The sequence below is a fragment of the Shewanella psychropiezotolerans genome (assembly GCF_007197555.1).
Taxonomy (GTDB): Bacteria; Pseudomonadota; Gammaproteobacteria; order Enterobacterales; family Shewanellaceae; genus Shewanella; species Shewanella psychropiezotolerans.
Genome location: NZ_CP041614.1, coordinates 1,030,830 through 1,054,378, shown reverse-complemented (window position 1 = coordinate 1,054,378; position 23,549 = coordinate 1,030,830). Strand labels below are relative to the sequence as shown.

Sequence of the window (23,549 nt, the reverse complement as noted above, 5' to 3'; positions counted from 1 at the left end):
AACACTTTAGACTTACCAAACAAGGATAACATTAAGACATTAGCGCTATTGACGAACCCCAAACCTAACATCATATTAATTGCACACCCCCACTTACCCTGGGGTAACATCGGTTTAATATACAAACAAATTAAACTTAAATTAAATAATAACTTAAATATTTGGGTTAATTATGAAAACTAAAATTTTAATGCTATCTTTTGCTATTTCTCTTGGTTTATCCGCAGGCGCATCAGCAATCTCACCATGTTTAGCTAAATACATGGCATGTGTAGAACGTGATGATGGGTTAAATGAAAGAGCTTGTGAAGCTGACTACAAGAGATGTGCAGGCATCTAGAATTTTGGAGGTCTAGCGTTTAAATTAGCCCTCCTACTCAGCAGTAACAACATTAAACAGTCGATATATAACATACGATTTTCTTAAGCTTGTCGTTTAAAAACAAAATAATCACGTAAAATAAAAAGGAATTTATAATGAGAAAAATAATCTCTACAGCATCCATTATAACATTTGTTGCATCTCTTTCATTTGCTGCATATGCAAATATATGTGACGAGTTCCCAGAATGCCCAGTCGGACCACAATGTCAGTGTCACGTAAGTAAATAGATTGTTTATAAAAAGGTGAAGTAAGAACTTCACCTTTAAAAATCAATAATTAAACAATGAAAGACATACAGACCATATATGGAGCAATCTATTTAAATCTACTAGCTTATATGTTTATTGTTTATTGTTTAAAAACAAAAATCACTATATTTAAGAACTTGTTAACAACCCTCAAACTTTATCACTAGCATTTATTTTTTGTTTAGTATAATACTCAGTAAATGGACCTCTAACTTAGATCCACTTGTACTGTAAAAACTTAATCTAATTTAACAGGAGCAGTTTTTAATGACTCATCTAAATCATCATTTATCTCTATATAGTTTTTACCTTTCATATCATAGATTGATTTTTTGTCCGTAAGAATGTTTTCTCCAGTCCAAAACTCAATAGGATTAAATAGACCATAATCAGCAACAGTAGTGACAGCATATACTGGAGCCATCAGTATTGTTAAGCCGCCTCTGGCATAACGATTATCGACAGCATCCATATTAAATTTCATTGTTGCGTTACTTACAGCCATTTGACCCGCACATCCCGATAACAACACTGACAACATAACTGCAGATAGCACTTTGATTTTCATTAACAACTTCCAGACTTAAAAATAAAGCCAGTAAGCTTAATAGGTTATAGCCTATTATCAATGCTTATTACTTTCTTGCTTTCATAATTTGAATTAAATCACAATAAAGCTATTTACAGTATTATCTATACCCCAACCTTATTAACAATAAATGAAAATAAAAAACAATAGCACTACTTACAATCAATAATTCAGCGAGCCAATATAAATATCCACACTCTGGCTACATACAAAATAGCACGAATAAATATGCCTTCATTAATATTAATAAATAACCCTGTTAGATTACAGAATTTAAGTATCTTCGACTATCGCGAATGTTTTAGCAGCTAAATAGGCTAGCAATAAACAACTGCTAGCCTATAACACCATATTCGACAGTTAAACGTGTTCAGGCCAGTACTGGCTTGAGACTTCATTTCCTTTCTCGAAAGTAATTTCAGCAGCTTTTTCGCCATTAGGGTACCAAGCCTTCACCGTTCCATCATTTAACTTACCCTGGGTGTAGTTTGATACTTGGTACTTTTGTCCATTGCGATACCACAAGGTTTTCGTCCCATTTTTCTTGCCGTCTTTATAGGTTATCTCAGAAGATTTTTGGCCATTTTCAAACCAATGTGTTTCTACTCCGTCTTCCTGGCCTTTAGTGAATTGAGATTCAACGGCTTTTTGACCATTTTCATACCAGCCAGTCTCCTTGCCATTTTTTTTCCCATCACTATATTGAACTTCACTGATCTTTTGATCATTCGGGTACCACCTTGTTGCAGTACCATTCTGTTTACCGTCTTTGAAGCTGACTTCAATGTCTTTTTGACCATTGTTATACTTATTCACAAAAGTGCCAGTAAAGGGTTTGTCATGGTTTACCTGATACGCCACCCCATTTCTTGATTGTAAGTAGTCCACCGTGGCCGCTTGAGATGCCCCAGCAAAAGTCATTAGAAGTAACGCAAAAGGAATTGTTTTTTTCATGATGATATTTCCATTTAATGGTGATCAATTCAATGTTGACTTCACTATGCTTGAGCTTAGCGAGTTGGCTCTGTGAAGTATCTGTGTGACAAAAATTTCATCGGGAAAGTTCACCTCCTAAACTCCTTTTAATAATCTGGCAATGTTTACTTGCACATAAAAACAAGGAAACACAGGTCAGCCATACCATCTTATTCATTCAACATTAACATGCCCCTTCAGCTCTTGAACCATTGCCCGAGCTATTGAATTCAAAGCAGACTAGTTCACCTAAGCTTCATAAGGGCTTGATTTATGGAGAAGCAAGGACAAGGGTTCATCATCATAGAAACCGAACAAGCCCCACACCATACAGTCCACCGCGACCAATGTTTATAAAAATTAAACGCATGTTAAATACATTTAAATATTTTTACTTAGCGATTTAGACAAATATAGCTTCATGTCATGGACATTTATTTAAATCTAGTACAGGCAAACAGGTTAAATAACCTGAAAATTCACGAAATAAATTAACACAAAGATAAACACTATCTTTGTGTATTGATTTTTATATCTGAAAATATATTGGAAACATAAAATCATGTTTAAAAAAACTATGTTAGCTACAAGCTTATTTATCGTTAGCTCATTAGCCCATGCAATTTCAACAGAACCTCTGGATAAAGACTTTACCCTACAGTTATTAGGTTCAGGCGGCCCAATTTCTGATGATGCCAGAGCTTCCTCAGGTGAGGTGATTTGGTGGAAAGGTAAATCACGGATCCTTATCGATGCAGGAGGAGGTGTATACCTGAGATTTGGCCAGTCAGGCTCCAGAATGGAAGAGTTGAATTTCTTAGGTATGACTCATTTTCACACCGATCATGTTACAGATTTACCAGCCTTACTAAAAGGCGGGATATTTTTTGACCGAAGTTCGACGTTAGCCATATCAGGTCCAACTGGGGGGAAGGATTCCCAAGTTTAACTGAGTATATGGATGCATTATTTAACTCGGATAAAGGCGCTTACGCTTACCTTAATGGCATCTATGATGGCAGCCATGGTCTATTCCCTGTCTCTTTAAATGATGTCGACATCCATGAAACACAAGCTACCAAGGTATATGACGCTGATGGCTTAACCATTTACGCCAAGAGTATCCCCCACGGAGATGTACCTTGCTTATCTTATCGGATTGAATCCGCCAAAGGCACAATCGTTATTTCAGCCGATCAAAATGGCAGTGATGAATCATTTATCGAATTCGCTAAAGATGCCGATATTCTGGTGATGCCAAGCGCTATTGATGAAGGTGCCGACAGCGGCTCTGCTTTTTTACACGCTAAACCTTCAACCGTTGGACAAATTGCCGCAAAAACCCATGCAAAAATGTTGGTTCTTAATCACTTTATGGGTAAAAGTCTGAGCATGAAAGATGAATCTATCGAAATAATCAAGCAATACTATCACGGACCAGTCTATGCGGGTCGCGACCTTGCTAGTTATCCCGTTAATGCTAATAAAGGATCTGACAAATGAAAAACAAATTAATTCTCTCAATCGCCATGACCTCCTTAGTTGGTCTTAATATTAGTCTGGTGCAAGCTGCTGTATCTCAACCCCAACTTCAGTCTCAGTCTCAGTCTAGTCTGCCGCAGACTAAACCAGAGAAAGCCACTGGTAATAATGGTGCCTGTGCCGCTGGTAAATGCGGAGGAACAAAGCAATTTGGCAAAAAAGATTTAGTCAATGATCCCCAGGGACAATTGGTTTACGCTCGGGATGGTCAATGTGGCTCTTCAGGGGAAGGTATTAGCAACAAGAAAACACAGACTCAGATCGCTCAACCAGGAAAATGCGCAGGTGGCTTATGCGGTCAATAACAGCTGCAAATAAAGGGATTGGTCTGCGTAACGAACATATCCAATCGCTATGTAACCAAGCTAAAATTCCACAGTTAGATTTCCTGGAACTCGCACCGGAAAACTGGATGAATATGGGAGGGTTAAAACGTGAAAGTCTCGACTGTATTGCCGAGCGCTATCCTCTTATTGCTCATGGACTCAGCCTGTCAATCGGTGATGCCCAACCTCTTAATATTGATTTCATCAAAAAAGTCGGTGACTTCTTAGATTACTACGATATTGATATTTACAGTGAGCATTTGAGTTTTTCTCGAGATACAACCGGTTACCTCTATGAATTGCTGCCCATCCCCCGCCACCGAGCCAATATTGACTACTTAGCGGATCGTATTAAGCAGGTTCAGGATATTATTAAGCGTCCATTAGTATTGGAAAATATATCTTACTATTACCAATATGCTGATGAGATGGCAGAAGCAGAGTTTATATCTGAACTCGTTGATAAGAGTGACTGCGAGCTACTACTGGATATAAATAATGTCTATGTTAATAGCAAAAACCATCATTATAACGCCTTAGACTTTATTACCTCGCTGCCTAGTAAGGCTATTCGCTATTACCATATTGCTGGACATTTAAAACAAGATGACGGCTTTCTTCTGGATACTCATGGCAAGCCTGTTAATCATGAAGTTACCATATTAGCTCAACAGGTCATTAAATATCATGGTCTACGGCCTTTACTGTTAGAGCGAGATCACCATGTTCCAGAGCTAGCAAAGCTTTGTACTGAACTGGAGCTATTACATGATTCGGTAGCAGGAGAGAAGCAAGTCGAGGAGGACTGGTATGCACAATCCGCCTGAGAAGCTATGCAGAGATACGCAACGACTGACTCAAGCTATTCGTCACCAAAGTATGACGACTAATAAGGCTAATGTTATCCTTTACCGAGAATTTATTATTGACAACATAAGTGATGTTATCAGCAATACGTTCCCATTATTTAGCTTTTCATTAGGAGTAAACGATAAAGAAAAGTTAGTCTTAGAGTTTTTATATCATCATCCTTCAACAGAGCCTGAATTTCATAATATAGCCACAGAGTTTGTTCGCTTTATACAAGGTTATAATGCAATAAGCCCTATACTATTATCTCTAATTGAATTTGAGTGGGTTATATATAGCACAGAAATAAACCCATTAACAATTAAGCACTCAGAGGTAATGCCTGAGTTAAACGATTTCAATGTTCAGGAAGTTTATATCTACCTGAATCAAACGCTTCAGTGTATTGAAGTTCCATTTTCAATAGACCAGGCAATGGTAGGGTTTTGCCATCTTAGGCCTGACCGATTGTCATATGGGATTTTTAGAAATATAAAACATCAGGTTTTATGGCAAGAGCTAACTCTTATTGATAGATTTATAATTGGTTATCTAAATCAAGTTATGCCTGTTAGTTACTCTGAGATTAAAGAATATATAGATAAAAACCTAAAGCATTTCGATTTAAACATGTGGTTAACTCAGTCCCATAAAACAAACTTAATTAACATGTCATACAAAGAGGAATTCCATGATTAAATTATTATTTTCTAGAATCAATTTATTACTTAATAGATGTAAGAAATTTGATTTTATTGCATTACTTGCCATTCGCCTATATTTAATCCCGGTAATATATACAGGGGCCCACTCTAAAGTTGTAGGTTTTTCTGGTACTGTAACCTCGTTTGGAGAGGGCGGTCTGAATTTACCTTTTCCAACATTAATGGCTTTTATGGCAACAGGGACTGAAATTATAGGACTCATTTGTATTGCACTGGGGCTGTTCACACGAGTCATGTCGGTTCCAATGATATTTATGATGAGTGCAGCCAGCGCTTTAGTTCATTGGTCTAATGGATGGCTGGTTGTTGCAGATAAAGGAGCTGAGTCCAGTATGCGGTTAAGTTCTTTTATGACTTGGTTAGGCGAGAACTTCCCGGGACGTTATAACTATCTTACTGAGCTAGCCGATCCTGTGATGTTAAATAACGGAATGGAATTTCCAATAACTTATTTTGTTATGTTTATGGTTCTATTCTTTTACGGCGGGGGACGTTATGTCAGTGCCGATTACTGGCTGAATAAGCGTTTCAAGCTAATCAATAATGGATAACTCGCCTAGCCATCTAATTACAATTCAGTAAACATAATGAGCTAAAAGACAGCTACCTCTTATATCAAGAGACATGCTCTACTTAAGCCAAAATCGTTATTCCCTCCTTTTTAGCGAAGGAGGGAATAAATTAAACTGTGAATACATAGGTTAACAGTCTTTATCTTTATGCCTGAACCCTCACTTCAATGAGGCTAACTAGCACTATCGAATCACCTGTTAATACGCTTCGTTCTTTGGGTTTAAAGCCTGAAGTGAGACTTATCGATCTTCTTATCAATAAGTCAAATATATAGCGCGCAGGCAACAAACATAAATAAGATTAATAGGAAATCTTTATATGATTAATGAAACTCTGGTGGAGTTGTCTCGCTGGCAATTCGCCATCACAGCTCTGTTCCATTTTCTCTTCGTCCCCTTAACCATAGGCATGTCCTGGATATTGGTCATCATGGAGGTAGTTTATGTAATAACGGGACGTGAAATATACCGGGACATGACTAAGTTCTGGGGCAAGTTATTTGGTATTAACTTTGCGTTGGGTGTCGCAACAGGCCTGACTATGGAATTCGAATTTGGTACTAACTGGGCTTATTTCTCACATTATGTTGGTGATGTGTTTGGCGCCCTCTGGCTATCGAAAGTTTAATGGCTTTTTTCCTTGAATCTACATTCGTAGGCATGTTTTTTCTGGGTTGGGACAGGCTAACTAAACGTCAACACTTAGCCGGCACTTTTTTGATGGCCCTAGGCACTAACTTATCTGCATTATGGATCCTGATTGGTAACGCTTGGATGCAAAACCCGGTCGGCAGTGAATTTAATTTTGAAACCATGCGCATGGAAATGACCAGTTTCTCACAATTGATATTCAATCCAGTAGCCCAAGTGAAGTTCATTCACACTGCAGCTGCCGGATATGTTGCTGGTGCCATGTTTGTAATGAGCATCAGTAGTTATTACATATTGAAGGGCCGGGATCTCCCCTTCGCTAAGCGCTCTTTTGCGGTCGCATCTGGGTTCGGTCTGGCAGCGATTTTATCCGTTTTAGTACTGGGTGATGAGTCAGGTTATGAGGCTGGGGCGGTACAAAAAGTTAAGCTTGCTGCAATTGAAGCTGAATATCATACCGAACAGGCACCAGCTGACTTTACCCTGATAGGCATACCGAACGATAAAGAGATGCATACTGATTATGCGATAAAGATACCCTATGCTCTGGGGATTATAGCGACCCGTTCGTTAGATAAACAAGTCATCGGGATCAGCGATCTGAAAAAGGATCACGAAGTACGGATCCGTAATGGCATACTTGCCTATGACTACCTGTTAAAGCTGCAAGCGGGAGACAAAACTAAAGAAAATCTCACAGGTTTCGACGATACCAAGCAAGATCTGGGATATGGCCTGCTACTTAAGCGCTACACCGAAAATGTAATAGACGCCAACGAAGAGCAAATAAGTATGGCTGTGGATGACTCTATTCCACCAGTTGCCCACTATTTTTTGCATTTCGCATTATGGTTGGCAGCGGTATAACTATGCTACTCCTGTTTGTTCTGGCCTTTTACTTCAATGCAAAACGGGTTATCGAACAAAAAAGATGGTTACTCAAAGCCATTTTATTTGCACTACCATTACCTTGGGTTGCCATAGAAACGGGCTGGCTTGTCGCCGAGTTAGGCCGTCAACCTTGGTCAATAAGTGAAGTATTTCCGACCTTCCTCTCCGTATCTAACCTAGCGGTGAGCGATGTTCTTACCAGCATGATCGCCTTTATTTCTGTCTATCTAATTCTGTTCGTTATCGAAATGTATCTGATGATTAAATTTGCTCGGATCGGACCCAGTTCATTACACACAGGTCGTTATCATTTCGAGCAAGAATCCGATGCCAGCCCTCTATTGCATCTAAGCACCACAAAGGAATCCTTAAATGTTTGACTATGAAAGCTTAAAATTACTCTGGTGGGGTTTGATTGGCGTCTTGATGATAGGCTTTGTCATCACCGCGGGGATGGATATGGGAGTGGGCGGCTTATTACTCTTCGTTGGTAAAAGTGATAATGAACGCCGAGTCGCGATTAATAGCATAGGCGCTCATTGGGACGGTAATCAGGTATGGTTTATCGCCTTTGGCGGTTGTTTATTCGCTGCCTGGCCTATGGTTTATGCCACCGCATTTAGTGGTTTCTATTTTGTGATGATGTTGACCCTATTCTCGCTATTCCTTAGGCCTCTGGCTTTTGATTATCGCAATAAGATTGACTCTCCACGCTGGCGTAATAACTGGGATAGAGCCTTATTCGTTGGCAGTATGGTGGCTCCTTTAGTATTTGGAATCGCTTTTGGTAACTTACTGCAAGGTGTGCCATTTCATTTTGATAAGTTTATGCGCGTAACTTATACCGGTACTTACCTAGGCTTATTTAATCCCTTTGCCATACTGTCTGGCGTCGTGAGTGTTGCCATGATTATTATGCATGGCGGCACTTGGTTAGTGATGCGCACCGATGCGCTAGTCGCATCCAGAGCGGCTAAGGCCGCCCAAATAGCCGCCTTGGTTCTGGTTGTCAGTTTTGCTTTAGCCGGAGTCATGGTTGCCCAATCTATCGAAGGCTTTGTGATCACCAGCCAGATTGATCCTTCCGCATTAGCGATTCCTATCACTAAACAGGTTGTCACTGAGCTAGGTGCTTGGATGCATAACTATAAGATACAACCCTTGCTTTGGTCATTCCCGGCTCTCGGTATAGTGATGGCGCTTATAGCAGGCTTGATGGCCCGCGCCGGAAAAGGCGCATTAGCATTTACCGCCAGTGCCTTATCTGCAACTGGCATCATTCTCACGGCGGGCACTGCAATGTTTCCATTTGTCATGCCATCGAGTAGCGTGCCAAATCATAGCCTGACATTATGGGATGTAGTGGCCAGTCAATACACTCTATCCATTATATCCATTATTGCTGTAATCATTATTCCAATTATTCTGCTCTACACTTTTTGGTGTTACTACAAGATGTGGCGGGTCGTTACCGTGGACGAGATTATTCAAAACAATCACTCGGCATATTAGCGTCTGGCGATACGTACTTCAGCCATTAGATATCTCCTTAGACAAGCGATATCTAAGGTTAAATTGAATAAGCCTGCTTTCAGAATGCTTGGCTCTCATGGTAAAGCCAAGCATTTGTTAGCAAGCATTAAAGAAAGTAATAACAAGCTAAGGTATATAAAAATATACCTATTTAGGAGTTTATATGTGGTACATGTGCTGGATATTAGGTGTTTTTTTTGCATGCGCTTGCGGCATAGTCAATGTAATCTGGTATGAGATGGAACAACATCAAGATAACGTTGCAAAAGATCAGCAAGACCAAGTGTAATGCCAAGATGAGTATATAGACTTCTATGGACAGAAATCTATATACTCTAGATCATGGCTAAAATCTGTAGCAGCAGGTGCTAATTTAAGCCCCATATTTCCCAGTGAGTCAATGATGAATATTACCCTTAAACAGCTTAAAGTTTTCGCCACTGTGGCCAGAAACACCAATTTGAGTCTGGCTGCCGAGAAGTTATACCTATCAAAGCCTGCGGTCAGTATCTCACTCAAAGAACTGGAAAAGCAGCTGAACAGGGAGTTATTCGACAGGTTACCAAACTCCTTGAGGCTTAACTCCAATGGAGAAAAATTACTTCCCCTTGCCGATGAATTGTTAGCTCGTGCAAAATTGCTCGACAGCTTATTTGATAATGCCGAGTTGACCGGGGAAATTAAGATAGGTTGCAGCAAGGCCATAGGTAATCATGTACTACCAGAATTACTGGCAGGCTTTCGTCAACTGACTGGACATACAAACCAACGGGTAGAGATCCTCAATAGTGAGGATGTTTGTCGAAAATTGGCCAACTTCGAGCTGGATATCGGCTTAATCGAAGCCGATATCCCCCGGGAAGGTCAGGTACATTTACCCTGGTGGCAAGACCGTATGTGCCTTATTGCCGCTACTAATCACCCTTTAAGCCAACAAGCCAGTCAATCTTACGGTGATCTGGGTGGACAAGACTGGATTTTAAGAGAGTTAGGTTCAGGAAGCCGTGATGTATTTACCCAGTGCCTGGCGCCTCACCTGAGTCAATGGAATATGACACTGGAACTCAATGACAGTGAAGCCATTATAAACGCCGTCAGCACAGGTCTGGGGTTAGCATGTGTTTCGGAGTTAACGGCCAAGTGGGCGTTAGACGACAAAAGAGTTAAAGAGCTACCACTGGACGTAGTCATCGCACATCCGCTATTTATTACCTATCAAGAGCATAAATACAAAACACCATTATTCGAGGCGTTTTTTAAGTATTGCCAACAATATGGAGAACTAAAAATGGATTAAAGCTCGCCACCCACCTGTTTTCGCTCCAGCTCCTCCTTTTGCAACATGATCATCCCACAGGTGATAGCCACGACTGCTTTAGATTTAAACTCTCGGGCGTAGAGGGTGTAGACAACCAGTAGACTAGAGACAATAAAGAGTAGCGGGTGGAAGAACCAGCTTAGTACCGCCATGGAAAAGTAGTAACCACGCATGCCATAGTTGTAGGAGTGGGCTGCTTGATCTTGGACAATCGCCATCTGAGTTGCGTAGTTTTTCATATGATCACTAGCCTCACCTCCTCGCAGTGGAGTGGCACCGATCATCACATTCACGAAACCATATTGGCGCATCGACCAGGTGAACTGGAAAAAAGCCATCACGAAGATGAAAGTAAGCAGGCTTAATTTTATCTGGATCAAGGCGTAGGTAGGTGTAGCAGTAAAGGGAATAGAATCGATCACCGATTCCAATCGTTCTACCTGTGCAAAGAGTGCCAACACACCGGCAAGTATTAACATAGTAGTGGAGGCAAAGAAGGTTGTATTTCGCTCAATGTTTGCCATTAGTGCAGCTTCACCCACCCGCATTTCATAGCGCATCAGTTCATTCATCCAGTGAATTCTGTGCTGATGCAGGCAGCGAGCGAGACAGTTGCTATTTTTCGCTTTCCACTTGGCAAAGTAGGTGTAGCCGATCCAGCTCACGACAAAACAGATAAATGCGATGAGATCTAATACTGAACCTGTCAACATAGCGACTTCCTTGAGGCCTTTGGCAATATCACCACCGCCTCGATTATGGCAAGCTTTTCATGGCATGACTATGACCTAGAACAGATCCAGCCGTTAATTATCAAGGATATATCGAGTTATCTTTAGGTTATAAACGTTCATCAAATCGCTCTCACCGATGAATTCCCTCAGTGCTAACGGGGTTCACTAATGAGGGGGCTTTCACGCATCCTCTTCATGCATATAGTCTTCAATCTGTGTCATTTGTTCGGCTAATTCATCATCCTTAGTGATGAGTCGATAACTGCCATGTGCCATCTTCTCGAGACAGATACTGTCTCCGGCATCAAGATGGAGCCGCTCTACCACATCTTGTGGTAACTCCAACCCTAAGCCTTTACCCACATTTTTGATCTTGAGTACTGTCATCATCACTACCTACTCGTGTTATCTATCATCCGACACTTCATCATTAAACAAGCGCCACATTAAAAGGACCTATTAATGCAAATTATAGTTGTTCTGCATAGAAATGAGGCAAGCCTTACCAGTTGTTGATCTTTTCTTGTCAGACCAACATCGGCATGCAAAGCATGTGAAATTAGTGCTATGTTAATATAGATATAATTTAGTAAAAAGGATTTAGCTAAATGGACAAACACGGACTTCATCAACTTGTCGCAGCGATTTCTGCAGCCGCAGCAGCGCGAGATCATTACACTGCAACCCATCAAAAGAAGGTCTCGGCTCTCGCTCGCCGAATAGCCCAACACCTTGAGCTACCGAGCAATCAAGTAGAGTGCATAAGAATCTCAGCCTTGCTGCATGATATTGGTAAGTTAGGTGTTCCCAGCTCCATACTTTCAAAAACTGGAAAACTGAGAAAAGAGGAGTTCGACTTAATTAAGGTACACCCGGCAATTGGAGAAGAGATTTTTCTAGGGGTCGATTTTGAATGGCCAGTAGCCAGTATAATCCGGCAACATCACGAACGCTTGGATGGTTCTGGCTACCCTGATGGCTTGACAGGAGATCAAATTCATTTTGAATCTAAGGTAATTGCCGTTGCCGATGTGGTTGAATCTATCAGTCACTCTCGTGCCTACCGTCAGGCATTAGGACAAGATAAAGCCATCGAAGAGATCAGTAAAAACCGAGGGACTCTATATGAACCTTGTGTGGTCGATGCTTGTATCGCGCTGTATGATCTTAATCAAGGCAATCTGTTCCCATCTTAATAGAAAACAAAAAGTTGGAACCAGTCTCTACTCACGTCACCAACCACAGCATATTCCCTTTTAAAACAGCGAGGTGAAAACATCCGGATCACGCATACCCCCCTTCCTAAAGTGAGAATAAATGAAGGGAGGCCTGCCTATTTGACTATACTTAAAGTTAAGCCTCGGACTATGGGTAGTCCTGTTAGCGACATAGCCTAGGCTCCTATTCATCTACTGCTGATATGTAGATACAATTGCCATACATGCACCCACTTCTGTCGCTCAGGAAGGAGAAAGGTTCATGTCCACTCGACTCAACTCGTCTGTCATGCTGATATTGTGTGCAATGTTTGCAGCTATGCTCACCTCATCTGCCGACGCTCAAGACGAAGTAACCGACCAAGGTAAAGCCAACAGACCCACAGTTGCCAGCGGAGACTTAGGCAGCGTCAACGCATCTTCGAAGGCAACATTGCACGCTTCAGCCAAGAGCGCACTCCAACTTGTCTTGAGCGACAAATTTGGCGCCGATGGAAGCGAAGAGATCACTGTCACTAAGGTCATCGAAGATAAAGTCGGCGGCCATCATATACGCTTCGAGCAGAAGCTCAATGGCCTGCCAGTTGCGGGGGCAGGCATGGTACTCCACGCCGATATCAATGGTTCGGTTTATTCGGTCAATGGTGACTTTGTTCCCGGCGGTGATCTGCCCCTAAATCCTGACTTAAGTGCTGTAGAAGCCTTTGGTCTGAGCGACTTAAAGGGTACTCGAAGCGGCAAACCTGAGCTCAGCTATGTGCTAGGTAGCGACGGTAACGGCCATCTGGCCTGGAAAGCCACCTTCGAATATGTCAATGAAGAGGGGCCTCAGCGTGATATTGTCTTTATCGACACAAGCACAGGTAAAGTTGCCGCCAGACATCCGCAGATCATGTATGCGCTCTTCCTCGATACTCAGGATTGTAAACAGAAGACCAGGCGCTGTAGGACTATTTCCACTAGTTCGATTGAAATCGATACTGACGACCTTGCTATCGACTTCGCCCATAACTACGCCATAGCCACCTATAACTACTATTGGAATAATCATGGTCGTGACTCCATCGATAATGCAGGCATGACCCTCATATCCCGAGTGCATTACGGCCGTAACTATAACAACGCCTTCTGGGATGGCAGCCAGATGACCTATGGTGATGGCGATGGCGTGAATTTCATCCCGATGTCACAAGATGCCGACGTTGTCGCCCATGAGCTCACCCACGGTGTAACCGAACGTTCGTCAGGCCTTATCTACCAAAACGAGTCTGGGGCGCTAAACGAAGCATGGTCAGATATCTTCGGCGCTATGGTCGACCGACAGGAAGGCGCTATGGGGGCTGATATCTGGCTATTAGGTGAAGATATCTATACTCCAGGTACATCGGGTGATGCCCTACGAAATATGGCAGATCCCGCCGCGATGGGAGATTATGACTATTATCCCACACGCTATACTGGCAGCTCAGATAATGGCGGTGTACATTGGAACTCTGGGATTGCCAATTTGGCGTTCGTGCTCTTGGTTGAAGGTGGTCATCACCCGCGTAGCGGGGAGCCAGGAATACCTGCTATCTTAGTAACAGGAATAGGCTTCGCCGCCGCAGCAGATATCTTCTATGCTGCCAATACAGCCTGTTTAACACCGAGCTCTGACTTTGCCACAGCCAGATACTGTACGGCACAATCTGCTACCAGTGCAGCTCATGAGCAGGCCGTTCATGAGGCTTGGGATGCGGTAGGCGTACCTACTTATGAGCCACCTCAGCCAAATCCAACTATCTCATTAACAGATAACGAACTGATGAGTGGCCAAGACGCCAGTACAGGGAATATTCAGAATTACCTCCTACCTAATGTGAGTGATGACCAAACTGTCATCTGTACCACTTCCGGTGAGAATGGCGATGCCGACCTCTATCTGCGCTTCAACAATGAAGCTGAAACTAACCCCAGCAGCAGTGTCAATGAATGCGGCAGCTATTCCTCTAATTCGGACGAATCCTGTACTACAGGAGCGGCGCTGAGTGATGACGGTACAGGCAAGAGCACACTCAATGCGGTAGTTCACGCATATGCTGCATACAGCAATCTATCTATCACCTGCTCGATAGACAGTGACAGTGGTGGAAGCTGCTCTTTGTTTCCCGTTGGTAGCAGTTGTCGTTTAGGTTCAGAGTGCTGCTCGGGTAAATGTAAGGGAGGTCCAAACTCCAAAACATGTAAATGACCGTTCAACAGTGACGAGCCGATAACGAATAAGCCTCGTGGTTAGTCGAGGCTTTTTCTTGATTATATCTAGCAGTACAAGGCAATAAACACTAGAGCCGGAGTTAATATGAAATTTGTGTTCCCTTGTGATCAAAAGTAACCTTTGAAGAATGAAGTCTTTTACGAATTCCGTTACTTTCATGGGGAAACTCCTTTTAAGGTTCACAGTTGCAGCTGGAAGCCAATATGACAATAAACCAACTTGTATTCGCACTCTTATTAATCGCTGCCATCATCAGTGTGGTGATTTACCTGCGCTTTCCTCCTCGCTTTCACAATAAAATTAGACATCATCCCCACCTTAAGCCTATGAGTCATATCTATGAAGTGCTGCCGGATGGGCACCATGATATAAATAAACAGACAATGCATCCGTATCACAATGTCACTATTGAACGAATCCAAAATGCTTGTTGTGCGGTAAAAAATATTCAAGGCATACATTTTTTATCTAAAGATGCCCCATCTATCCCCCTATCCAATTGCGATGCCTTTGAATGTCGATGCCACTACAAACACTACCAAGACAGAAGGAGAGAAAAACTGGAACGCCGTGTCGATTTTGGCATGACACACGATCTGTTTGGTGCCTTCGGTGAGAAAAACCAAAGGATAAAAAAGCCTGATAGAAGACACTATGACGACTAAACCAAGTGAAGGTAACCTGAAAATACTAAGCACATCGCCCTTTATTATCGGATGACCAAACTGCTACTATCTGCTCACTACCTGCTCACTACCTGCTCACTATCCGCTCACTATCCGCTCACTACCCGCTCACTATCCGCTCACTACCCGCTCACTATCTGCTCACTATCCGCTCACTATCTGCTCACTATCTGCTCACTATCTAACTTTGCCATGCTGCCACTAGTCTACCATCCCATCTATTCTCAGTTACCTCTGGCAAAGGGGACTGGCGACGACACCTTTTTAACCAGCTTTAAACAGGTGGTTAAGATGGCGATAAATTTACACCGACCGGATCTGGTTATTTATGATGTCGGGGTGGATCTTCATCGAGACGATGAACTGGGTTATCTCGATATAAGCACGGAAGCCATCTATCTAAGGGATCTATTTTTGCTAAAAACCATGCAAGATAATCACATTCCTGTTGCTGCAGTCGTCGGCGGAGGCTACCGAACCGAGCAACAAGAACTGGTGCCAGTGCATTTTCAGTTGATTCAAGCGGCCCTGAATTTAAGCTTAGATTTGGATTCAGATTTACTAAAAAATAAAGTTAAAACACAAGTTTGCGCCTAAACTGAAATCAATGGCGTTTGTAATCTGCCTGATACAAATATGAGTAACCTTGGTGATACCTATGTTTATAACATGAGTGATAGGCTAACTATCTCAACAATTCCCTAGCGAAACCAAGAATATATTGCTTTAATCTCATTTAGCTTGTAACCCTACTGAATAGCCAAGAAGTTAACTTAAGCCGCTGGTTCGACTCTAATACTTGGCATACCTATTCTGTTTATTAATAATAAAAGGACAAATTACATGATTAACAAGACACGAGTATTATGCGCCACTGCGGTGCTTTTCCCACTTTTGGTTAATGCTGGAACGACCCAAGATGCTGGTCATAACGTCTCAGATAAAGTGATAGAAAAGCAAAGAGCCGAATTGGCCACTAATACTCAAGGTAAAGGTTATGGTCCTCAGTCGCCAAGAGATATAGATACCATTCAAGGTAACAACAAGCGTATATTTGGCGAGGCGCCTGACTACACAGAAATGAACCTATGTAACATACATTTCCATAAGAATGCCGAGCACAAAGGTGGTGAGTTCACTAAATATGCCGGCAATGGTGATGGTCACGGCTATCAGAGCGGTTATCAATATAGCGGAAAACTATCTAAGAATGAGTTAACTCCCCTTAAAAATGAAGTCGGTGCCAGTAAGCACGGTAGTCTGTATCCAGGAGATACGATTGAAGTGCACTATGTCCACTCAACCGCTCAAGTTAGCCCTGGCGCGACTCTGGGCGCTTGCCTCAGCGAGGCTAATAGCAACCCTCAGTTACGCGTAGAGACTCAGGTATTCGTGCTGGTCAATGATACTAAAGCCATGAGCTTTATGGAGCTAACAAAGTTAGGCATGAAAAACGGGCTTAACCAGGCCCTAAACATTCCAAGCAATACCGGTGAGCCAGTGGAATATGAAGGTTCAACCACAGGTCCTGGATATAACGAGAAGGCTTCACCACTACAAGTGAGCTGGAGCGTGCGTCCAAAGGTAATGAAGGTGGATATTAACACTGTAGGTAAGTGGTTAGAGGGTAACGCCTTCGATGAAGATCATGCCCACGGCGTCAGAAACCTAGTGATTAACCCAGATCTACTATCCGCTGACAGTGACTAGTCTGGTACAGACTGTCTAAACCAAGACAAGTAAGGGGCCGATTAATTCGGCCCCTTTTATTTTGTATGTTATACCGAGAAGTGAGCGGGATTACTTCTCAACAGATTTTAGAACAGCGACGGAATCCCGGATAACTAAGCTGGGTGGCAACAAGGTACGTTGGCCTTCCCGTTCGGGAGTCTCTATTCGCGCCAGTAACATGGCAATCGCCTGCTCCGCCAACTGTTCTAATGGCTGACTCATGGTCGTCAGTGGCGGGTTGAAATACTTAGCCCCGGGAATATCGTCATAACCGATAATCGACAGATCCAGTGGGATAGTAAGCCCAAGTTTGCCAGCCACCCTTATGGCACCCATGACCATGAGATCATTGGAGGCAAATATGGCCGTCACCGAACAAGGCTGACCGAGTAATCTAGTCATGGCCTCAGCGCCACCTTCGTAGGTGAATTCTCCTGATTGGATCCAGCGCTCATCCACCTCTGCGTTCGCTTCGGCCATTGCCCGGCGATATCCGGCAATACGGTTCTGACTATTGGACTTATCCAGCGGCCCGGCCAACAAGCCAATGCTCATATGGCCCGACTCTAACAGATGCTTGGTCGCCATGTAGCCCCCCTGCTCCGAGTCATCCAAGATGCGATCATAGCCCGCCTGCTCAGGACCGGAATCCATCATCACCATAGGCATGGTGCCATAGGAAGATACAGGTAACTGACGGGCATCCGAGCTCATCATTAACATGCCATCCACCCGTCTTTGATTGAGCATGACCATGTAGTCTTTGGCTCGCTCGATGTTGCCCTGGGTATTACACAAGATAAGGTTGTAGCCATGGCGGTACGCTACCTGATCCACCCACTGAATTAGGTCTGCGTAAAATGGATTATTCGCATCTGTGATCAGCATACCTAAGACTCGACTACTGCCGCCTTTGAGACTACGGGCAATGGTGTTGGGCACGTAGCTGAGCTCAATAACTGCCGCCTCGACCTTGGCCTTCCCCTCGGCAGAGACAAACCGAGTCTTGTTAAGCACGTGGGAAACAGTGGTAGTTGAGACACCGGCCAGCTTAGCAACATCACGTATGGTGGTCATAGAAATACCCTGCAAGCTTAGTCAAAATGCTACAAAAGGTGGTCATGCAATTCGGCTCCTATCGAAAACTACTACTAAAAACTCAGACTAAAACGTGTAAAGTTAGCCATTAAGCTAACAATGCTAAGGTTTCTACCCGAGTCGGGATAGAGCTTTGCGCCCCCATGCGAGTCACAGATAATGCCGCCGCGGCCTGGCCAAAACGCACCGAATCCAACATGGATTGACCTTCCAGTAATCCAGTGACGAAACCGCCGTTGAAGGTGTCCCCGGCAGCCGTTGTATCTATGGCCTTCATCACGAAACCGGCAATGTGTTTACCTTCACCCTTGTGTGACAACCACACTCCCCGCTCACCTAAGGTGATCAGTACAGTCTTTATACCAAACTGGCTGTGCAGCTTGTTAGCCGCAATATCCGCATCCGATAACTCCCTGATCGCCACGCCGGTCAACTGCTCGGCTTCAGTCTCATTGGGCGTGATGATATCGACATGGCGTAGTAGGCTTTCCGGTAACGCCTTAGCGGGCGCCGGATTCAACACCACCCGAGTACCGGCAGCTTTCGCTATCTTAGCCGCCGCGACTAAGGTAGCGACAGGGGTTTCCAGCTGTAGCAAGAGTAAATCCGAGTCTTGGATAGCGGCCTTATGCTCAAGCATCACCGTCTCAGTCAGGAAAGCATTAGCACCCGGCCAGATACCGATACGGTTTTCACCCGAGTCCTCGACGTAGATCATCGCCACTCCAGTATTTTCACCAGCAACAGTGGTAATGCCTTTAGTGTCGATACCAATATCGGCGAGGCCATGTTTCATCTGCTCACCTATGGCGTCGGTGCCAATACAGGCTATCATGGCCACGTCCGCTCCCAACTTGGCCGCGGCCACAGCCTGATTCGCGCCCTTGCCCCCAGCCACTATTTGGTACTGTTTAGCTTGAATAGTCTGCCCGCCCTTAGGTGCGGCGCCGACTTGCATCAGGTGATCTACATTGATGCTGCCCAATACGGATAATTTAGCCATCTGAGTCTCTCTTTGCTTAATTTGATCGCTGAGGGCCTACACGGCGGCGCAGCAAGGACCGAATAATCGGCCCAGTTATAATAACTTAGCTCTGAATTAGCAAGCTAATGTAAGTAACTAACTATAAGTAACTTAAGTCAGCAGCTAAACTGCTTATGTCTCAGCTTATGTGCGACGAACCGCTAAAGGCTTATTGAGAAATAATCTGCAGGGGTACCGGCTGAAATTCGGAAACAGTTTCGCCTTTGAGCACCTTAACCGCGGTCTCGACACCCAACTCGCCAATCAGTTGTGGCTGCTGCGCCACAGTTGCGCTCAGCAGGCCGCGTTGAACGGCGGCAATGCCTTCATCTGTGCCATCGAAGCCCACAATCAATACATCTTTACCCGCACCACGTACTGCGCGCAGTGCACCCAGAGCCATCTCGTCATTCTGGGCAAATATGGCCTGTACATCCGGCTTAGAGGCCAACAAGTTTTCGGTGACGTTCAAACCTTTGGTGCGGTCGAAGTCTGCGGGTTGTGATGCTTGCAGCTCGAAGCCGTTCGCCGCAACGGCGAGGGCAAAGCCTTCACCACGATCACGGGATGCCGAGGTACCAGCCACACCTTCAAGCTGGATAACCTTAACGCCTTTGCCCAACTTATCTGCGATGAAGTCGCCCGCAAGCTTGCCACCTGCCACATTGTCAGATGCGATATGAGACACCACCTTCCCTCGGGTCACACCGCGATCTAGTGTCAATAATGGGATACCGGCACGATTCACCATGCGAGCCGCATTCGAGGCTGCATCGGAGTCCGTGGGATTCAGCAAGATAGCCTTTACCTGACGAATGGTCAGATCTTCGATATTGCTCAGCTCCTTAGACGGATCGTTCTGAGAATCGAGAACTATCAGCTTATAGCCCAGTTCTTCGGCTTTCTGCTCCGCGCCCTCTTTCATCGACACGAAAAATGGGTTATTCAGGGTCGATACCACCAAGGCTATGGTGTCTTGTGCCATGGCCGGAGCGGTTAGGCCCAGAGCCAAGGCCAGTGCTGCAGCAGATGTGAGTAGCTTGTTCATATTGGTCACCTTCTTTCCGGATTAGTTATCGTTATGTGTTGGATTTTCGGTCGGCAAGTACCGCCAGTAAGATTACTCCAGCCTTGGCAATCATCTGATAATAAGATGACACATCCAGCAGGTTCAAAGCGTTGTTAAGAAAACCTATGATCAGCGCGCCAACCAGAGTTCCCCAGATAAAACCGCGACCACCAGCCAGAGAAGCGCCGCCGACCACCACAGCAGCGATGGCATCGAGCTCATAAGAAGTACCCGCTGTCGGTTGAGCCGAAGACAAGCGTGATGTCACTATCAGCCCCGCCAGCGCCGCCATCATGCCCGAAAGGCCATAAACCGCGATTTTCACCCTATCGACATTGATGCCAGACAAGCGCGCAGCGGATTCATTGCCGCCTATGGCGTAGATGTAGCGTCCCAGTCGAGTGTGGGTCAACATGACCCAGACCAGCACGAAAGTGATCAGCATCAGCCAGACCGGCACAGGTACCCCAGCCAACCAGCCAGTACCGATAAAGGAAAAGTTGTCGGCGGTGTCGGTGAAGCCGGTGGAGATAGGACGCCCCTCGGTGTAGACCATAGTCAGGCCACGGATAGCCGTCATGGTCACCAGAGTGGCGATAAACGCCTGTACCTTACCTTTAGATATCAGCATGCCATTCATGGCACCAAGCGCCCCTCCCAGCATCAAGGTCAGAGGCAATGCCAGTGCCAAGGGTAACTCGGCCCCCACCATGGATGCGCCGAGCGCCCCGGTTAAGGCCAGAATCGCACCGACAGACAAGTCTATGCCGGCAGTCAAGATCACTAAGGTCATTCCCACGGCGATGATGGCGTTAACCGAGGTCTGACGCAGTATGTTCATCAGGTTACCCATGGTGAAGAACTGGTCGTTCAATATAGAAACCACGACAATCAAGGCGATCAAGGCGATAAGTGCTTTTTGCTGCTTCAGCCATGCCCAGATTTTAGTGCCGGTGGCGTTATAAGTTACAGTTTGATTCATTGTTATTATTCTCTAATCAGTGGTTGCCGATGGCCGCAGCCAAGAGTTGTTCCTGAGTCACTTGGGTGGCGTCGAACTCGCCGCTGATGCGACCTCCGCTCATCACCATTATCCGGTCACTCATCCCCATCACCTCCGGCATATCGGAAGAGACGAGAATGATGCTCATGCCCTTTTGCTTATACTGGTTGATCAGTTGGTAAATCTCTTTCTTCGCGCCGACATCGACTCCCCGAGTGGGCTCGTCCAAGATCAATACTTTGGGATTGGCCATCAAGCCCTTAGCTATCGCCGCCTTCTGCTGATTACCGCCGGATAATTTGCCTATAGGCTGATCTAATGAGGGGGTCTTTATGTTGAAGGCCTGCTTGAAATAAGTCGCCTGCTCGAGCTCGGCATCGGCCTTGATTGCCCCCATGTTAGACAGTGCATTCAGAGAACTGAGACTCATATTCTGTTTCACCGACATGCCGAGCACCAGGCCATCACCCTTACGGTCTTCGGAGATGTAAGCGATACCGGCCTTTATGCCTTCGCTTGGATGAGTCGGGTGCACAGGTTTGCCGTACAACTCCACCTCACCTCCGATGCGCCAGGCATCCCCAAACAACACACGCATCAGCTCGGTTCGCCCCGCGCCCATCAGGCCATTGAAGCCTAAAATTTCCCCCTCATGCAGGTCAAAGCTGATGTCACTTATTCCCTTGCCGGACAGGTTACGCACCTTCATCGACACCTTACCCGATTTGTGTTCGATACGTGGATACAGATCTTTAAGTTTACGGCCGACCATCAACTCGATCAGGCTTTCCTCGGTGAGTTCTGACACGGCGGATTCAGCAATAAACTGACCATCTCGCATCACAGTGACACGATCGCAGATGGTAAATATCTCTTGCAGACGATGGGATATATACACTATCCCCACACCCTGCTCCCGCAACTCGCGGATCACCTTAAACAGGCTATCGGTCTCGTGCTCGGTAAGGGAATCTGTGGGCTCATCCATCACTATGATGTTGGACTCAAACGACAGGGCCTTGGCTATCTCTATCATCTGTTGCTCACCCAGTGGTAAAGCCCCCATCTTCTCGCGACTGCTGCGCTGCACATTCAAACGGGCCAATAGGGCATCGGCTTCACTGAACATCTTGCGCCAGTCGATAAGGCCGGGGAATTTCTGTGGCTCCCGGCCCAGAAAGATGTTTTCGGCGATGGACAAATCATCAATCAGATTCAGTTCCTGATGTATGATACTGATCCCCGCCGCCTGGGACTGACGAGGACCACCGAAGCTCACAGGTTCACCGTTTAAGATGATCTGACCAGCATCGGCTTGGTAGATCCCCGTCATCACTTTCATCATGGTGGATTTACCCGCACCATTCTCCCCCATCAGCGCCATCACCTGACCGGGATACACGTTAAGTTGGGCACCATCTAAGGCTTTAACCCCGGGGAAAGATTTATCTATACCACTAAGACTCAGCAGTGCTGTCATTTGAAGACCACTCCCGCTTGCAGGATGATATTAGCGTAAGGGGTACACTCACCGGTGCGCACCACGGCGCGGCTGTTGGCAGTTTGGGTCTTAAAGGCTTGATGACTGACGGTGTTAAGCCGAATAGGATGAGATTGCGCTTCCCCGATCTCATCCAGCAATTGCAGCAACTGAGTGTGCACGGCACAATTGTAAACCAACATCTCTTCGGCAATCACCACAGACTCAATTTGTAATTCGGTGGCGACTATCTTTAGGGTGTCGATAAAAGCCGGGACCCCATGGGTCAAAGCCAGATCGATACGTTCACAACATTCAGGCACAGGCAGACCTGCGTCGGCTATGGTAATCTCATCGGTATGAGCCGACAGGGCAATGACCCGCGCCAGATCACTGTTAAGCAGTGCACATTTTCTCATCTCACTAACCTTACTTCAAAACTGTGAAATAACTGCGCAAACGTGTGCGCAAACGTTTGCGTGAATACTAATGCACCTAAATTCGTATATCCAGACCAAAAACACGATCTGGATCACGCTATTATAAATGTTAGATTATTTCAAAAATGGATGATTTCGATCATTTAAATTTAAAAAGCTGTGTTAATAAGGCAGGAGAGTGAAACGCTACAGAGATGATGAGGTAATAG

At 44.8% G+C, this 23,549-nt stretch carries 25 protein-coding genes and 1 pseudogene; 16 read left to right on the top strand and 10 right to left on the bottom strand.

Annotated features, from left to right (window positions below; genetic code table 11):
• The first annotated feature begins 172 nt into the window (after positions 1 to 172).
• Complete coding sequence (locus tag FM037_RS28445) at positions 173 to 340, top strand: hypothetical protein (protein ID WP_185976956.1); 168 nt, start codon at positions 173 to 175, stop codon at positions 338 to 340.
• 531 nt (positions 341 to 871) lie between these two features.
• On the opposite strand, the gene FM037_RS04675 is transcribed toward FM037_RS28445, so the two are convergent.
• Both FM037_RS04675 and FM037_RS04670 read right to left on the bottom strand, forming a co-directional pair.
• The gene (locus tag FM037_RS04675) at positions 872 to 1,201 is read right to left on the bottom strand and encodes a DUF3332 family protein (RefSeq protein ID WP_144045044.1); all 330 of its coding nucleotides are present in this window, start codon (positions 1,199 to 1,201) and stop codon (positions 872 to 874) included.
• Between the two features lie 381 nt (positions 1,202 to 1,582).
• Positions 1,583 to 2,176, bottom strand: coding sequence for a toxin-antitoxin system YwqK family antitoxin (locus tag FM037_RS04670; RefSeq protein ID WP_144045043.1), 594 nt, complete (start codon positions 2,174 to 2,176; stop codon positions 1,583 to 1,585).
• Positions 2,177 to 2,759: 583 nt separating this feature from the next.
• Between FM037_RS04670 and FM037_RS28750 the strand changes: the two genes are divergently transcribed.
• The 10 genes and pseudogenes from FM037_RS28750 (at position 2,760) to FM037_RS04625 (ending at position 10,583) form a co-directional block, all read left to right on the top strand.
• Positions 2,760 to 3,146, top strand: coding sequence for an MBL fold metallo-hydrolase (locus tag FM037_RS28750; protein ID WP_221937467.1), 387 nt, complete (start codon positions 2,760 to 2,762; stop codon positions 3,144 to 3,146).
• Positions 3,147 to 3,154: 8 nt separating this feature from the next.
• Positions 3,155 to 3,700, top strand: a complete 546-nt coding sequence (locus tag FM037_RS28745; RefSeq protein WP_221937466.1) for an MBL fold metallo-hydrolase — start codon at positions 3,155 to 3,157, stop codon at positions 3,698 to 3,700.
• Complete coding sequence (locus tag FM037_RS04660; RefSeq protein WP_144045042.1) at positions 3,697 to 4,044, top strand: hypothetical protein; 348 nt, start codon at positions 3,697 to 3,699, stop codon at positions 4,042 to 4,044. The genes FM037_RS28745 and FM037_RS04660 overlap by 4 nt, the downstream gene beginning before the upstream one ends.
• Positions 4,032 to 4,892 (top strand): DUF692 domain-containing protein, encoded by an 861-nt coding sequence (locus FM037_RS04655; protein WP_144045041.1) that lies wholly within the window; start codon positions 4,032 to 4,034, stop codon positions 4,890 to 4,892. Before FM037_RS04660 ends, FM037_RS04655 begins: the two co-directional genes overlap by 13 nt.
• Entirely contained in the window at positions 4,876 to 5,613 is a 738-nt protein-coding gene (locus FM037_RS04650) for an HvfC/BufC family peptide modification chaperone (RefSeq protein WP_144045040.1), read from the top strand. The genes FM037_RS04655 and FM037_RS04650 overlap by 17 nt, the downstream gene beginning before the upstream one ends.
• Positions 5,606 to 6,190, top strand: coding sequence for an HvfX family Cu-binding RiPP maturation protein (locus tag FM037_RS04645; protein WP_144045039.1), 585 nt, complete (start codon positions 5,606 to 5,608; stop codon positions 6,188 to 6,190). Before FM037_RS04650 ends, FM037_RS04645 begins: the two co-directional genes overlap by 8 nt.
• Positions 6,191 to 6,530: 340 nt before the next feature.
• Positions 6,531 to 8,133, top strand: a pseudogene (locus FM037_RS04640) (cytochrome ubiquinol oxidase subunit I).
• Positions 8,126 to 9,265 carry a cytochrome d ubiquinol oxidase subunit II gene (gene cydB / locus FM037_RS04635; RefSeq protein ID WP_144045038.1) on the top strand — a complete coding sequence of 380 codons (1,140 nt, stop codon included), beginning with the start codon at positions 8,126 to 8,128 and terminating at the stop codon, positions 9,263 to 9,265. The pseudogene FM037_RS04640 and the gene cydB overlap by 8 nt, the downstream one beginning before the upstream one ends.
• A gap of 184 nt (positions 9,266 to 9,449) precedes the next feature.
• Entirely contained in the window at positions 9,450 to 9,575 is a 126-nt protein-coding gene (gene cydX / locus FM037_RS04630; RefSeq protein ID WP_144045037.1) for a cytochrome bd-I oxidase subunit CydX, read from the top strand.
• Positions 9,576 to 9,686: 111 nt separating this feature from the next.
• A complete protein-coding gene (locus FM037_RS04625) occupies positions 9,687 to 10,583 on the top strand; it encodes a LysR substrate-binding domain-containing protein (protein WP_144045036.1) in 897 nt (298 codons plus the stop codon).
• Here FM037_RS04625 and FM037_RS04620 read toward each other — a convergent pair.
• On the bottom strand, positions 10,580 to 11,314 hold the full coding sequence (locus tag FM037_RS04620) for a DUF599 domain-containing protein (protein ID WP_227992703.1): 735 nt from the start codon (positions 11,312 to 11,314) through the stop codon (positions 10,580 to 10,582). The two genes, FM037_RS04625 and FM037_RS04620, sit on opposite strands and share 4 nt — an antisense overlap.
• Before the next feature lie 204 nt (positions 11,315 to 11,518).
• Positions 11,519 to 11,728, bottom strand: coding sequence for an AbrB/MazE/SpoVT family DNA-binding domain-containing protein (locus FM037_RS04615; RefSeq protein ID WP_227992668.1), 210 nt, complete (start codon positions 11,726 to 11,728; stop codon positions 11,519 to 11,521).
• A 218-nt stretch (positions 11,729 to 11,946) separates the two neighbouring features.
• Here FM037_RS04615 and FM037_RS04610 point away from each other — a divergent pair, with 218 nt between their 5' ends.
• The 5 genes from FM037_RS04610 to FM037_RS04590 all read left to right on the top strand — a co-directional run bounded on the left by FM037_RS04610 (position 11,947) and on the right by FM037_RS04590 (position 17,205).
• Positions 11,947 to 12,534: an HD-GYP domain-containing protein gene (locus tag FM037_RS04610; RefSeq protein ID WP_144045034.1), complete on the top strand. Its 588-nt coding sequence runs from the start codon at positions 11,947 to 11,949 to the stop codon at positions 12,532 to 12,534.
• Between the two features lie 283 nt (positions 12,535 to 12,817).
• Complete coding sequence (locus FM037_RS04605) at positions 12,818 to 14,785, top strand: M4 family metallopeptidase (RefSeq protein ID WP_144045033.1); 1,968 nt, start codon at positions 12,818 to 12,820, stop codon at positions 14,783 to 14,785.
• 209 nt (positions 14,786 to 14,994) lie between these two features.
• Complete coding sequence (locus tag FM037_RS04600; protein WP_229381089.1) at positions 14,995 to 15,474, top strand: hypothetical protein; 480 nt, start codon at positions 14,995 to 14,997, stop codon at positions 15,472 to 15,474.
• A 51-nt stretch (positions 15,475 to 15,525) separates the two neighbouring features.
• Positions 15,526 to 16,092: an arginase family protein gene (locus FM037_RS04595; protein ID WP_229381088.1), complete on the top strand. Its 567-nt coding sequence runs from the start codon at positions 15,526 to 15,528 to the stop codon at positions 16,090 to 16,092.
• 246 nt (positions 16,093 to 16,338) lie between these two features.
• On the top strand, positions 16,339 to 17,205 hold the full coding sequence (locus FM037_RS04590; RefSeq protein WP_144045032.1) for a delta-class carbonic anhydrase: 867 nt from the start codon (positions 16,339 to 16,341) through the stop codon (positions 17,203 to 17,205).
• Between the two features lie 90 nt (positions 17,206 to 17,295).
• Here the strand turns inward: FM037_RS04590 and FM037_RS04585 are convergent, their stop codons facing one another.
• The 6 genes from FM037_RS04585 to rbsD form a co-directional block, all read right to left on the bottom strand.
• A complete protein-coding gene (locus tag FM037_RS04585; RefSeq protein WP_144045031.1) occupies positions 17,296 to 18,303 on the bottom strand; it encodes a LacI family DNA-binding transcriptional regulator in 1,008 nt (335 codons plus the stop codon).
• A gap of 109 nt (positions 18,304 to 18,412) precedes the next feature.
• Complete coding sequence (gene rbsK, locus FM037_RS04580; RefSeq protein WP_144045030.1) at positions 18,413 to 19,327, bottom strand: ribokinase; 915 nt, start codon at positions 19,325 to 19,327, stop codon at positions 18,413 to 18,415.
• 190 nt (positions 19,328 to 19,517) lie between these two features.
• Complete coding sequence (rbsB, locus tag FM037_RS04575) at positions 19,518 to 20,396, bottom strand: ribose ABC transporter substrate-binding protein RbsB (protein ID WP_144045029.1); 879 nt, start codon at positions 20,394 to 20,396, stop codon at positions 19,518 to 19,520.
• A 31-nt stretch (positions 20,397 to 20,427) separates the two neighbouring features.
• The gene (rbsC, locus tag FM037_RS04570) at positions 20,428 to 21,399 is read right to left on the bottom strand and encodes a ribose ABC transporter permease (protein WP_144045028.1); all 972 of its coding nucleotides are present in this window, start codon (positions 21,397 to 21,399) and stop codon (positions 20,428 to 20,430) included.
• A 16-nt stretch (positions 21,400 to 21,415) separates the two neighbouring features.
• A complete protein-coding gene (gene rbsA, locus FM037_RS04565) occupies positions 21,416 to 22,900 on the bottom strand; it encodes a ribose ABC transporter ATP-binding protein RbsA (RefSeq protein ID WP_144045027.1) in 1,485 nt (494 codons plus the stop codon).
• Positions 22,897 to 23,319 (bottom strand): D-ribose pyranase, encoded by a 423-nt coding sequence (gene rbsD / locus FM037_RS04560; RefSeq protein ID WP_144045026.1) that lies wholly within the window; start codon positions 23,317 to 23,319, stop codon positions 22,897 to 22,899. Before rbsD ends, rbsA begins: the two co-directional genes overlap by 4 nt.
• Positions 23,320 to 23,549 lie beyond the last annotated feature (230 nt).